Below are 12,070 nucleotides of genomic sequence, written 5' to 3' on the forward strand. Positions count from 1 at the left end.
CGCACTTACTAAACTGCCATAAGCATTATTCCAAGCGGAACCATTACCAGTAGAACCGGATTTAACGTAGATGATAGCCATGATATACCTCGTGTGAAAAAGATAGTACAGAGTCAATAGGGAATCCACCCGAAACTTAGTTCGAGTTAGATAAAGTTGATAAGTAAGCGAATAGTGGAGAAAACTGTCTCTAGAGACAGCAAAACCATTAATCAAGCTTGGATGTCAGAAAATTTAGCACTGGTTAGGGATAATGCTTAGATTGTAGAGGCGAATAATTATAAGTCCCGTTTATTTTTTTTTTTTTTTCATTCATCAGCAGAGCTTATTAAATCAACCATGCAGAGAGAAAATATCTGGTATAATGGCACTCCTGCAAGGATTTACCTAGGGATAAGCCGATTTATGTTGCTAAGGCTATATTTTGAGCAACTTTTGTCAAGTTAGCCAGATAATCAAGTTATTTTCTGATCAGTTAGGGTAGGGAGATGACTACAGCCTTGTCATCGGAGTCAGCCATGGGAATTTGGCCGTTATTGTTGTCATAATGGCGGGTTATACTAAGCTAAACGGCGCTTAACCTGCATGATCCAATAGCTATAACCCTTTTGGAGTCTATATCGGTGATCCGAAGTAAAAGCCGTTTAGCTTAGAAGTCAAATCCTTTCCGTTATTTATTTGTTAAAAAAATGACACGAGATACTTTACATATAAGCACTCAGGTTTTACCCGGTAATAAGATTGAAATTGCCACCCCTGAATTAAATGTGGGTGAGGTGGTTGAAGTTTTGATACTTGCCAAAACTCCTCAAAATAATCAAGATAAAAATGAATCTGATCCCTTAATAGGTTTATTTAAAAGTTCTCCAGATTTAGCAACTCAATCCGAGGAGATTTTACATCAAGAAATCCAAGAAGAATCAGGCTGGACATGGAAATAAAAATAGCAATAAGTGATACTGGTTTCGTGGTCGCTTTGCTAAATCAATCAGATGGAAAACACAGAAATGTCTTAGAGATTTATCAAAAGTATGAACGGATACTGTTGCCCCAAACAGTTTTGGCAGAAGTTGCTTATTTAGTTGGTCGTAGTGCTGGTATTGCGACTGTCTCTGCTTTTTTAAAAGGATTATCTGCTAGTCGGTTTCTTTTAATTTCTCTAAGTGAAACTGATGTAATTCGAGTGTCGGAAATTTTAGAGGAATACAAAGATAGTCGTATTGATTTTGTTGATGCAAGTGTTATGGCGATCGCTGAAAGGCTCAAAATTACTCTTGTATTAACATTAGATCAGCGAGATTTCAGATTATTTAGACCTGAGCATTGTCAAAATTTTGATATTCTGCCTTAAAATAAACACTTATTTATCTCTCCCCTGTTAGTCTAGCAATCGATTTTAAATCTTAAATCCTGTCACCCTTGCCCAACAGGAATTCTGTCATTATTTCTCAGTAAAAATTAAATTTCGCACTTTCTACTAGCTAAATGGGGCAAAATCCTTGCGATGAAAGGCTTTCAGCATTCGAGGTCTGGAAGTGATAAGCTAAACGGCTTTTACTTCGGATCACCGATATAGACTCCAAAAGGGTTATAGCTGTTGGATCATGCAGGTTAAGCGCCGTTTAGCTTACTAAATCTGGTTATTAAAAACTGATTATTTATTGCCCCTTTTGCCTATTGCAAGAGTGCCTATTGCCTGTCCTGATATGTAGCCTATACTCAACGGATTTAGTATGATTTCCAAGTCTGACAGAAGAGGGATAATTCTTGTTTAAGAGTCCGCTTATCCTTGACAATAATTGGTATTGTTATCCAGTTTTCTTACCCGGTGTCCGTCAACTGGGAGGAATGCCGATAGCTAGTTAAAACCACCAAGATAGGGCGGCGAGAGTAACTAAAGACTATTTTTTTGGTAAGATCAAAGCTAAACTAACCATCACGCCTTCTTGAGGAAAGATTTATTTATGAGCGATATAGGGTTTATTTTGACTATAATCAACAATTTCCTGCAAATTTACTCGGTAATCCTAATTGTTAGGGTTTTACTGACTTGGTTCCAAAATGCCGGTTGGGCCTATCAGATTATGTCTTTTCTCAGTCCGATTACCGATCCCTATTTAAACCTCTTTCGCTCGATTATCCCACCCCTAGGCGGGATGGACTTTTCCCCGATTCTCGCTTTCCTGCTGCTCAACGTTGTTCAGAGTGTCGTAGCCACAGGGGCCAGCAGTCTGGTCAGCAGCAGTTTCTAAATCCGCGGATCCACACTACTGGTAAAACCGGAAGCTTTGAATTTTTCCAGTCGCAAGGGGGTTGGTTGATTGGTAGAAACAGAAATTCTGATCTCGAAATCACTAATCCCCGGCGGCACTTCTGGAATTGCCCCGACTCGGCTACGATTTTGTAAAGCTGGTTCCCCGTTAGCATCGTAAATCCGACCAAAAACATCGGCATCATAGACGGTTTTTCCGGAATTATTTTTAGCTTTGCCGGTGATTAAAAAACAATTAGCCGGAAAACTGGTTCCCCCACTGGTGACACTCCCCTCGGCTAATTCGGGGGGACAGTCTTTATAAGATACATCTAATAGTTGAATTGGGGTCAAAGCTTGAGCAGTAGGGATGATAAGCAAGCTAGACAGCCAGAAAAGAACAGAAAGGAGCAAAACGGTGAGCGAGCGTGGTGTCATAGATGAGTGATTTTACGGTATGATTTCCCCAATACTTAGATTATCGTGGATCGTCACCCTTTGAAATCAGCTTTTTTAGGACTCTCATGGGAATGGATTCCCACAGACGCTCCCGATAGTTGCGACGGGTTTACCTGTGAGGTAATAGGTGTAGGGCTAATTCATGAATTAGCCCTACAATAGGCGTTGTCAAATTGAAAGATGCTCCGAATCAGCACCGGAACTGAAATTACTTTGATAGCAAGGATTGCATTGCATCTTTACCTATTCTGATCTGACAACGCCGTAAATGAAAGTGAAGATGATTCTCGCCCTGTTAGTTGCCGTATTCGCTTTCAAAACGGTGAAGAATGGGAAATACAAGCAATATATCAGTGGAATCGCCCTAATTGGCGTTTTCTGACCTGAAGGAAGATCACTGCTCGGTTATCGGCTAAAATTTAAGATATGTAAAGAAGGGAGATAAATTTTATGGCCGCTAATGTTGAGATCTATACTTGGAGTTCCTGTCCTTTCTGTATCCGCGCTAAAGCATTACTCAAGAAAAAAGGGGTGGAGTTTACCGAATATTGTATCGATGGTGATGAACAAGCGCGAGCCAAAATGTCCGATCGAGCCAATGGTCGTACAAGTGTACCACAAATTTTTATAAACGATCAACACATCGGGGGCTGCGATGACATCTATGCTTTAGATAGAAGTGGTGGTTTAGCTCCCCTGTTGCAGAATTAAGGATAAAAACTATTAATGAAACTAGCCTTTATTATCGATCCGATCGAGTATTTAGATCCGGGCCATGATACCAGTGTAGCTATCATGGAAGCGTCCCAATTATTAGGCCATGAAGTCTGGATGACTTCCATCACGGATCTCAGTGCGATTGCGGGAAAAGCTTGGGCAAAACTAACTAAAATTGAACTGGTTCCCGTGGAGTTAAAAGATAATCATTGGGTGGCTGTATCTCAATGGTATCAAAGACAAGAGACAGTTTTTACCTGCCTAGAAAACTTCGATTTTGTCTGGATGCGAAAAGACCCACCCGTGACGATTGCCTATCTTTATGCCACCTATTTATTAGACCTGATCGACCCCCAAAAAACCCAAGTAATTAACTCAACTAGGGGTTTACGCCATGCCAACGAAAAGTTATATACTATTCACTTTGCTCAGGTAATGCCCGCCACAATTGTTTCCCAAGATAAAGCGACAATTAGGGAATTTGTCAACCAAAAAGGGGCGGCAGTTATGAAACCTTTGGGGGGCAAAGCAGGGGAGGGAATTTTATTTCTTAGTCCCGAAGATCGCAATCTCAATTCAATGATTGAAATTAGCACAAAATGGGGACAAGAACCGGTAATGATTCAAGATTATTTACCAGCTGCCAAAGAAGGAGATAAACGCATTATTGTCCTCAATGGTGAACCCATCGGGGCAGTTAATCGCATTCCCACTGGTTCGGAATTTCGCGGTAATATGGCGGTGGGTGGACGGGTGGCAAAAACAGAAATCACAGATCGAGAATTAGAAATCTGTGCCACTTTAGCCCCAAAATTACGAGAAGATGGCCTATATTTTGTCGGATTAGATGTGATTGGTGGCTACCTCACCGAAGTTAATGTCACCAGTCCCACTGGCATTCGCGAGATCGATCGATTAAACAATGTTAGCTTAGGTCAACAGGTAATTAAATGGCTAGAAAATCATTTGGGCAGCAGGGATTAGGGATTAGGGAAATGGGGAGTATTTTCAGTGAACAGTAATCAGTGAAAAGACAGTAGGCAACTTCTATTTAATACTGCTCACTTAAAACTCAAATCTGATAACTGATAACTGATAACTGATAACTGTCTCCTATAGAAAATAATGAATGTTTTATCAATACCGACGTGGATAGTTCATGTATCGAGTGTCGTAGAATGGATAGCGGCAATCTGGTTAGTCTGGACCTATAGCGACATCAGTAGCGATCGATCGTGGCGAATGTTATCTTGGGGAATGTTACCCGCTTTAATTGGGGCAATGTGTGCCTGTACATGGCATTTTTTTGATAATATCAGTGCCTTATCCTGGTTAGTCACCCTACAGGCAGCCATGACTGTCTTAGGAAATTTTACCCTCTGTGCTGCTGGTTGGTGGCTGTGGCGTTCCAGTAAAATTAGCGTTAACAATGAATAAAGAGAGTTTATTTGCCATTTCCCTGTTTCCCTATCTGGGGTTTCTTTGGTTTGTCACTCGTTCAGGAAAAATGCCCCGTTTAGCCTTAATTGGCTTTTATGTGCTGTTAATCTTCGTTTTTATCACCATTCCTGCCGGTATCTACGCCAAAATCCACTATGGTAAAGAATTAGCCAACGTCGATTGGTTACACGGCAGCGCCGAATTTTTCCTCACCCTCTCCAATATTCTCGTCGTCTTAGGTTTTCGTCAGGCAATTTTAGCGAAAAAGGAAACAGAGAAAGGGGAACAGGGAACAGGGAGCAGTAAACAGTAATCAGTGAACTGACAACTCACATCTGATAACTGATAACTGATCACTGATAACTGATCACTGAATTGTGATACAATCGCCCCAAAACGTCCCCGCGTCAGTCAAATATGTCTCCGATTACACCGTCCATCAGTGTCAACGAACCAAACCCGCAGGCTGCTATCCAGACTTTATCGGTAGTGGTTCCCATTTATAACGAAGTGGACAGTATTCCCCATCTCGTCGAGAGTATCGCCACGATTTTGCGTTCTTATCAAATTAACTACGAGATAATCTGTGTTGACGACGGTTCTAAGGACGGTTCCACCGAGGTTTTAACTAATTTAGCCAAAAATCGCGATGATCTCAAGGCGGTAATATTGCGACGCAACTACGGACAAACCCCCGCCATGGCTGCCGGATTTAATTATGCCACGGGACAGATAATCGTTACCCTCGACGGCGATTTACAGAACGATCCCAATGATATACCCCTATTATTGGCCAAATTAGAGGAAGGTTATGACCTCGTGAGTGGCTGGCGCAAAAATCGCCAAGATGACCGGGTAAAACGGCTTTTACCCTCAAAAATAGCTAATTGGCTAATAGCAAAGGTAACAGGGGTCAAATTACACGACTACGGTTGTTCTTTGAAAGCCTATCGAGCCGAATTAGTTGCCGATATGAATCTCTACGGGGAATTACATCGCTTTTTACCCGCATTGGCTTTTATTGAAGGGGCAAAAATAACCGAAATTCCCGTTAATCACCACGCTAGACGGTTCGGACAGAGTAAATATGGTTTAGGTCGCACAATTCGCGTGATTATGGACTTATTTACTGTCTTTTTTATGAAAAAGTTCCTCACCCGTCCGATGCACATTTTTGGACTCTACGGACTGTTATCGATGGTAGTGGGGATTATTTTAGGCACTTATCTGACTATTCTCAAACTCGGTTTCGGACAAGACATCGGCGATCGACCTTTGTTAATCCTGGCTGTGTTATTCTTTTTAACCGGGGTACAATTACTCTGTTTTGGTCTTTTGGCAGAAATTTTGATGCGAACTTACCATGAATCCCAAAAACGTCCCATCTACCGCGTTCGTACTGTTGTCGGGAATAGGGGATTTTTCAGTGAGCAGTAAACAGTGAGCAGTAATCAGTGAAAAGACAGTAGGAAGCTGCTATTTAATACTGCCCACTTAATACATACTGCACACTTAAAGTAGGGAGGCACAATTATTTGTAGGATGGGTTAGCGGTAGCGTAACATGAGCGGGTGTTGGGTTTCATGCTTCAACCCAACCTACGTTCATCTTATATTTAATTCCACCCACCTACTTAAAACTCAAATCTGATAACTGATAACTGATAACTGATAACTGAAAAAAATATGACTATTTGGGAACTTGATTTTTATTCGCGGCCGGTGGTGGATGAAAATAATAAAAAAAGATGGGAATTATTAATCTGTGAAACTCCGGCAACAATCGATCGCTCCTCCGATACAATATTTAAATATGCCAGTTATTGTCCTAATACGATGGTTAATTCCCAATGGTTAGGAGAGGCAGTTACTGCAGCTATCAAGGAAGCAGGAGTAACTCCCAAAAAAATTCGCTTTTTCCGTCGTCAGATGAATAACATGATTAGCAAAGCTTGCGAGGATATCGGTATTCCCGCTTCCCCTAGTCGTCGCACTCATGCTTTAACTAGATGGATAGAAGAAAGAATGGTTAATTTCTACCCCCAAGAAGTTGGTTATGATCAAAATTTAACTAAAACCGCTTCCGTGAATTATCCTCCTTTAAATGCTGTTCCCCTTCCCGATGCTGTCCGGGGAGATAAGGCAGATAAATGGGCTTTTGTTACGCTAGAATTGTCTTCTTTTAATGATTTAAAAGATTGGGATATTAGCTTCGGAGAAAATTTGCCTATACTAGGAATGGGATTAGATGAGAATCTAAAAATCCCCGGTTTAGTTATTTTTTCTCCGCGCGCTTTACCATTAGCTGGTTGGATGTCAGGGTTAGAAATGGCCTATTTAAAGTTAGAAACTGGTTCCCGTCCCGTGCTACGTTTAGAAACGGGTGCTAGTGATAGCTGGATTCTCGTCAACGTCACTAATGCCGAGACTTTAAAGGAAGCCAAAAACTTTGAAGAAGCTAAACAAAAAGCGAATAATCTGCATTTTTTAGCCATTCAATCTAACCCTGAATCGGAATCCTTCGCTGGTTTTTGGCTACTACAAGAAGGCTCTCAAGAGTAAAGTTTAGTAAAGGTGGGTTTTCAATCCACCCCTAGACAATTAACTTAAAAACATTGTCGGGTCCAACTACCGTGTAACCCGTAGGGAATATGATGTTTAAGATGGATAACCGCTAGGGAATTAGTGATATCTTTAGCATCTAAGATTACCACATTCGATCGATGATTGGCCGCATCGTAAGTGACTACCAATAACCAACCATCATCGTCAGCGATTCCATCGGGTTTAGGCACAAAAATTGGCTCACCTGCGAATCCCCGGGGGGCAAAAGAATGTAATTGTTTTTCTCCTGTTAATAAATCCAGTTTTAAGATTGCTTGCAAAGGAGCATTACCAGTGGCATGATGAGCGGCAGCGATGTATAAATAACGGTAATCTCGACCAACTTTTGCAGGATTAATGCTGGGAAACTCACAACAATGCTCTAGAATACATTCTCTTGTAACGGTATTTTCTGATAAATTTAGTGTAAATCGCCACAGATGTCCGGGAGCTAAACTATCAAAATCTACCGATTGAAAATTGCTATTTGAATCCAGTTGTGGTAAGGATTGATAACAAATAGAATCAATATAAATTTTCTCCCCTTGTTCAAAAGCATTGCTATGATGGAAGACAAAACCTGATGGAGTTTCTAAAACTTTCACTTCTCTTTTGTTAGGATCCCGGGGGATAATAATAATCTTAGTTAACTTGTCCGGTTGATTGATGACGCATTCTCCCGCACCTTTTAACCCAAAAAGAAAGGGAAAAGGATTATAACCAACCGGGTTTTGGAAAAAGATAGCGTAGTGGGGAGTAATAACAAAATCGTGGATAAAACAAAAGCCCGGTATGCTGTGGGTATGACGACGTAATAACTTACCCGTGGGACTAATTTCGTAGAGAGTAATGGCACTCGACAAACCCGTTTTAATGGCAAAATTTACCAGACAAGGTTGATGATTATCGAAGATACAAGCGGGATCGATGCGAGGATGAGCGGCAAAAGAATCGCCTTTTTCCAAGATACCATCGAGATAGTCTAAACCAATAGTATCAAGGGTTTTAGCATCGAGGCGATGGGGTTCGGCCGCTTCCCAAAGTGCCAGTAATTTATCACCCCAGTAGATAACATTAGTATTAGCAATATTTTTCAGACGCAAATCAAAAGCATTGCCGAAAATTCCCCCCGGTTTTTTCGTGCCGAAAACACCGCGATAAAGGGGTTTTCCCGCTTTCTGTTCCCGGAGATAACCCTCGGTTTTAACAAAACGATTACGATAATGTACGCGCCCATGATTGAAGCTAATCGCGCTGATCATACCATCCCCATCGAAGGGATGAGCGATCGCAGTGCCAGCGATATCGAGTAAACCGGGGCCGTTTTTAAAGACTGTACCCTGTAAATCGGGGGGAATTTGCCCCTCGATGTCTTCTACCTCGTAATCGTACTCGTTAGGTTGGGATTGATAGCCTTTTTGCCAATCCTGACGATTATAGGATTTTTCGCCAATTGTCGGAGTTAATACCATGGTAGTTTTACGTTTGTATTTACTTTTCTTAACATAACTTAAAACTACCAGAGCTAAAAAGAAGGGGGGGGCGAATCATTTTTCCAGCTATTCACCCCCTCCTTGCCGTCATGTTATTTAACAAACAACATTTCTTGATAGGTAGGCAGCGGCCAGAAATTGTCGGCCACTTCCCCTTCCAGTGTGTCAGCATATTCGCGCACCTTATCCATCAAGGGACGGATCGTTTGAGCGGAATGCTGCATATGTTCCTCGATCGAGTCAAAATCGTCTTTAGCCATGGCCTCACTCAGTTTGCTAACGCCATCCATCAGTAATTTAATTAAATTCGAGACGGTTTGGGCCATTTCCTTATCCATCTCGATGCCGATCGCCGCCGCATTAGCGATCGCCAAAGACAATTCCGACAAGTAGCGAACAGCAGCGGGATAAATAATCGTTTTAGCCATACTTACCACCAGTTTCGCCTCCACCTCGATGGCCAGTAAATACTGTTCCGCATAGACATCGAAACGACTTTCCAGTTCAACGGGGGTAAGCACACCCATGCGGGCAAACAGTTCTTCGATATAATCGGCTTTCAGCACGGGTAAAGCATCGGCGGTGGTGCGGAGATTAGCCAAACCGCGCTCTTCTACCGCCATTTTGTGCCATTCCGGGGAATATCCGTTACCTCCGAAGATCACATTTCTGTGTTTGTCCATGATCTCCTTGAGAACACCCTGGGCGGCAGTATTGAGGTCTTCCCCGGCTTTCATCCGGCTTTCTAAGTTATCCGCCACCCAAGTCAGGGAATCCGCTAGAATCGTGTTCATCGCCACCAGCGGCCCGGAAACTGACTGATTAGAACCCACGGCGCGGAATTCAAAGCGATTGCCCGTAAAAGCAAAAGGAGAGGTACGATTGCGATCGCCAGGATCCTTGGGGAATACCGGCAGGGTATCGACACCGAGATCCATCAACCCCGGGGCATCAGAACCCTCAATTTGTCCTTGGCTAATTTGGTCGAATACCTTTTCTAACTGACTGCCCAAATATACCGAAATAATGGCGGGGGGGGCCTCATTTGCCCCCAAACGGTGATCATTGCTGGCGGTAGCCACCACTGCGCGTAAAAGCGGCCCGTACTTGTGAACACCACGAATTACCGCCCCACAGAATAACAAAAACTGCATATTAGCGTGGGGAGTATCGCCCGGATCCAACAAATTGCCCTGGGTGGCGTTGCCGACGGACCAGTTAACGTGTTTTCCCGAACCATTAATTCCCGCAAAGGGTTTTTCGTGCAGTAGGCAAACAAAACCGTGTTTTTTAGCCGTACTTTTCAGCAAAGTCATAATTAACTGCTGATGGTCACTGGCCACGTTAGCCGCCTCGAAAAAGGGGGCAATCTCGAACTGTCCGGGGGCGACTTCATTATGGCGGGTTTTGGCTGGAATGCCGAGGCGATACATTCTTTCCTCCACTTCCTGCATAAACACCTGAACCCGTTCGGGAATCGCACCAAAATAATGATCGTCGAACTGTTGACCCTTGGCGGCGGGTTTACCAAATAGGGTGCGACCGGTGAGCAGTAAATCGGGACGACTATGGGCAAAATGAGCATCGACTAGGAAATATTCCTGTTCAGCACCGCAGCTGGAGTTAACGGGGGCGACTTCCGTATGTCCTAATAGTTTAAGCACCCTGGTGGCGGCTTTACTCATCGATGAAATCGAGCGTAAAAGCGGCGTTTTTTTGTCGAGGGCTTCTCCTGTCCAAGAGATGAAAACCGTGGGGATACACAGGGTGACACCATTATCCGTCTCCATGACGTAGGCGGGACTGGTGACATCCCAAGCGGTGTAACCCCGCGCTTCAAAGGTGGAGCGAAGTCCGCCGTTAGGAAAGGAAGACCCGTCCGGTTCTCCCTGTACTAAGACTTTGCCCGTAAATTCTGTGATCACCGAACCGTCGCTCTGCACGGAGATAAAACCATCGTGTTTTTCGGCGGTGGCGTTGGTCATCGGATAGAAGACGTGAGCATAGTACAGCGCCCCTTTGGACGTGGCCCAATCCTTCATCGCAGCCGCCACCGCACTGGCGATGGAAACGTCTAATTTTCCCCCAGTTAAAATCGTGTTTTTGACCGATTTGAATACATCTTTGGGAAGACTGGCCTGCATTTTGCTCAGGGTAAAGACATCGGTTGCCCAGAGGGCCTCTAAACGCTGAGGAAGTTTGCTAGGTAGGGGTTTACGATCCGTTACTTGAGAGATAGCTTGAACACGGGTTCCATAACTCATAAGTATTTTTCCTATTTTGTTGTGTCGTGGATGAAGGGTTACTTTACTTAGGCGATGACAAGTTTCCTACTGATTTTGATGTTGAATTCTGGTCAGAGGCTATTCTCCGCTTAATAATTTTGATCCCACGGCACAAGCTTCTCTGCGGTTTTTATCTGCTTACGCCGGCCTCTTTTCCGATCAATTAGCAACACCAGCTTTCATCTTAAGAACAGATAATCCAGAGCTTTGTATCAAAGATTACAAATATCCCAAACCCGATCTTCCACAAGCGATCGCACTGAGAAAACGGGTTTCTTTGAGAAACCCGTTTTCTGGAGATAAAACTCTATACATCTATGCAATCGATAAAAAAGCGATATTTGACAAAATCGGGGGGGGGAGTAAGATGCTGGTGGAATTTGCCCAAAATTGCCCATGAATTTTACAACTAACTTCAAATCTCTCTCTCTGGCTGGTGTTGTCTTCGCTGGCACAGTTAGCGCGATCGCTGGACTGACTATCCTCCCCGTCCAAGCGCTGCCGATCATCTACAATCCGACTCCAACCTTAACGCTTAATGCAGGCACTGCTACTCTCACCGTTGGAGCCTTAGTCAACACTGCCAACGGCAATGGGTTGACTGGACCTGGAAACGCTTTGCAGCAACAGCACGTCGGAGGTAGCAATGGAGCTAATTTCTGGGGAGTACGTTTAGAAAGCGGGACGACTCCTGCTGATGTCAATCTTGATTTTGATTTTGGCAGTTCTGTGTTCTTAGATACCTTGGCTTTGTGGAATTACAACGCTTTTAATACCACAGCTACTGATCGCGGAATCAAGGATTTCACACTAATTCTCTCC

General features: G+C 43.3%; 12 protein-coding genes and 1 pseudogene. 10 read left to right on the plus strand and 3 right to left on the minus strand.

Going from position 1 to position 12,070, the window contains the following annotated elements; translation table 11 throughout:
- Nucleotides 1-689: 689 nt before the first annotated feature.
- The 3 genes from IM456_RS08640 (at nucleotide 690) to IM456_RS08650 (ending at nucleotide 2,252) form a co-directional block, all read left to right on the plus strand.
- Nucleotides 690-941 carry a hypothetical protein gene (locus IM456_RS08640; RefSeq protein ID WP_149986788.1) on the plus strand — a complete coding sequence of 84 codons (252 nt, stop codon included), beginning with the start codon at nucleotides 690-692 and terminating at the stop codon, nucleotides 939-941.
- Nucleotides 932-1,351: a type II toxin-antitoxin system VapC family toxin gene (locus IM456_RS08645; protein ID WP_172970511.1), complete on the plus strand. Its 420-nt coding sequence runs from the start codon at nucleotides 932-934 to the stop codon at nucleotides 1,349-1,351. The genes IM456_RS08640 and IM456_RS08645 overlap by 10 nt, the downstream gene beginning before the upstream one ends.
- Nucleotides 1,352-1,964: 613 nt before the next feature.
- Nucleotides 1,965-2,252, plus strand: coding sequence for a YggT family protein (locus tag IM456_RS08650; RefSeq protein ID WP_061430502.1), 288 nt, complete (start codon nucleotides 1,965-1,967; stop codon nucleotides 2,250-2,252).
- Here the strand turns inward: IM456_RS08650 and IM456_RS08655 are convergent.
- The gene (locus IM456_RS08655) at nucleotides 2,249-2,689 is read right to left on the minus strand and encodes a hypothetical protein (RefSeq protein WP_002753281.1); all 441 of its coding nucleotides are present in this window, start codon (nucleotides 2,687-2,689) and stop codon (nucleotides 2,249-2,251) included. The genes IM456_RS08650 and IM456_RS08655 overlap by 4 nt on opposite strands.
- A gap of 471 nt (nucleotides 2,690-3,160) precedes the next feature.
- Here IM456_RS08655 and grxC point away from each other — a divergent pair, with 471 nt between their 5' ends.
- The 6 genes from grxC (at nucleotide 3,161) to IM456_RS08685 (ending at nucleotide 7,428) form a co-directional block, all read left to right on the plus strand.
- Complete coding sequence (grxC, locus tag IM456_RS08660) at nucleotides 3,161-3,421, plus strand: glutaredoxin 3 (protein ID WP_002734665.1); 261 nt, start codon at nucleotides 3,161-3,163, stop codon at nucleotides 3,419-3,421.
- Nucleotides 3,422-3,436: 15 nt separating this feature from the next.
- Nucleotides 3,437-4,411 (plus strand): glutathione synthase, encoded by a 975-nt coding sequence (gene gshB, locus IM456_RS08665; protein ID WP_149986786.1) that lies wholly within the window; start codon nucleotides 3,437-3,439, stop codon nucleotides 4,409-4,411.
- Nucleotides 4,412-4,552: 141 nt separating this feature from the next.
- Nucleotides 4,553-4,864 (plus strand): DUF2499 domain-containing protein, encoded by a 312-nt coding sequence (locus tag IM456_RS08670; RefSeq protein WP_149986785.1) that lies wholly within the window; start codon nucleotides 4,553-4,555, stop codon nucleotides 4,862-4,864.
- Complete coding sequence (locus IM456_RS08675) at nucleotides 4,857-5,180, plus strand: DUF3593 domain-containing protein (RefSeq protein ID WP_149986784.1); 324 nt, start codon at nucleotides 4,857-4,859, stop codon at nucleotides 5,178-5,180. Before IM456_RS08670 ends, IM456_RS08675 begins: the two co-directional genes overlap by 8 nt.
- Nucleotides 5,181-5,284: 104 nt before the next feature.
- Nucleotides 5,285-6,304 (plus strand): glycosyltransferase, encoded by a 1,020-nt coding sequence (locus IM456_RS08680; RefSeq protein ID WP_149986783.1) that lies wholly within the window; start codon nucleotides 5,285-5,287, stop codon nucleotides 6,302-6,304.
- Nucleotides 6,305-6,552: 248 nt separating this feature from the next.
- Nucleotides 6,553-7,428, plus strand: a complete 876-nt coding sequence (locus tag IM456_RS08685) for a Tab2/Atab2 family RNA-binding protein (RefSeq protein WP_149986782.1) — start codon at nucleotides 6,553-6,555, stop codon at nucleotides 7,426-7,428.
- 44 nt (nucleotides 7,429-7,472) lie between these two features.
- Here the strand turns inward: IM456_RS08685 and IM456_RS08690 are convergent, their stop codons facing one another.
- The gene (locus IM456_RS08690) at nucleotides 7,473-8,942 is read right to left on the minus strand and encodes a carotenoid oxygenase family protein (protein ID WP_149986781.1); all 1,470 of its coding nucleotides are present in this window, start codon (nucleotides 8,940-8,942) and stop codon (nucleotides 7,473-7,475) included.
- 113 nt (nucleotides 8,943-9,055) lie between these two features.
- Nucleotides 9,056-11,227 carry a glutamine synthetase III family protein gene (locus tag IM456_RS08695; protein WP_149986780.1) on the minus strand — a complete coding sequence of 724 codons (2,172 nt, stop codon included), beginning with the start codon at nucleotides 11,225-11,227 and terminating at the stop codon, nucleotides 9,056-9,058.
- Between the two features lie 417 nt (nucleotides 11,228-11,644).
- On the opposite strand from IM456_RS08695, the pseudogene IM456_RS08700 reads away from it, so the two are divergent.
- Nucleotides 11,645-12,070: pseudogene (locus tag IM456_RS08700) on the plus strand (PEP-CTERM sorting domain-containing protein); the annotation flags it as partial.

Origin of the sequence: Microcystis sp. M079S1 (assembly GCF_020246425.1) — a bacterium.
GTDB classification, from domain to species: domain Bacteria; phylum Cyanobacteriota; class Cyanobacteriia; order Cyanobacteriales; family Microcystaceae; genus Microcystis; species Microcystis aeruginosa.

Bases quoted from the DNA above. Each gene is read 5' to 3' on its own strand.
- IM456_RS08640 (WP_149986788.1), top strand. From the start codon at position 690: ATGACACGAGATACTTTACATATAAGCACTCAGGTTTTACCCGGTAAT.
- IM456_RS08645 (WP_172970511.1), top strand. From the start codon at position 932: ATGGAAATAAAAATAGCAATAAGTGATACTGGTTTCGTGGTCGCTTTG.
- IM456_RS08650 (WP_061430502.1), top strand. From the start codon at position 1,965: ATGAGCGATATAGGGTTTATTTTGACTATAATCAACAATTTCCTGCAA.
- IM456_RS08655 (WP_002753281.1), bottom strand. From the start codon at position 2,689: ATGACACCACGCTCGCTCACCGTTTTGCTCCTTTCTGTTCTTTTCTGG.
- grxC (WP_002734665.1), top strand. From the start codon at position 3,161: ATGGCCGCTAATGTTGAGATCTATACTTGGAGTTCCTGTCCTTTCTGT.
- gshB (WP_149986786.1), top strand. From the start codon at position 3,437: ATGAAACTAGCCTTTATTATCGATCCGATCGAGTATTTAGATCCGGGC.
- IM456_RS08670 (WP_149986785.1), top strand. From the start codon at position 4,553: ATGAATGTTTTATCAATACCGACGTGGATAGTTCATGTATCGAGTGTC.
- IM456_RS08675 (WP_149986784.1), top strand. From the start codon at position 4,857: ATGAATAAAGAGAGTTTATTTGCCATTTCCCTGTTTCCCTATCTGGGG.
- IM456_RS08680 (WP_149986783.1), top strand. From the start codon at position 5,285: ATGTCTCCGATTACACCGTCCATCAGTGTCAACGAACCAAACCCGCAG.
- IM456_RS08685 (WP_149986782.1), top strand. From the start codon at position 6,553: ATGACTATTTGGGAACTTGATTTTTATTCGCGGCCGGTGGTGGATGAA.
- IM456_RS08690 (WP_149986781.1), bottom strand. From the start codon at position 8,942: ATGGTATTAACTCCGACAATTGGCGAAAAATCCTATAATCGTCAGGAT.
- IM456_RS08695 (WP_149986780.1), bottom strand. From the start codon at position 11,227: ATGAGTTATGGAACCCGTGTTCAAGCTATCTCTCAAGTAACGGATCGT.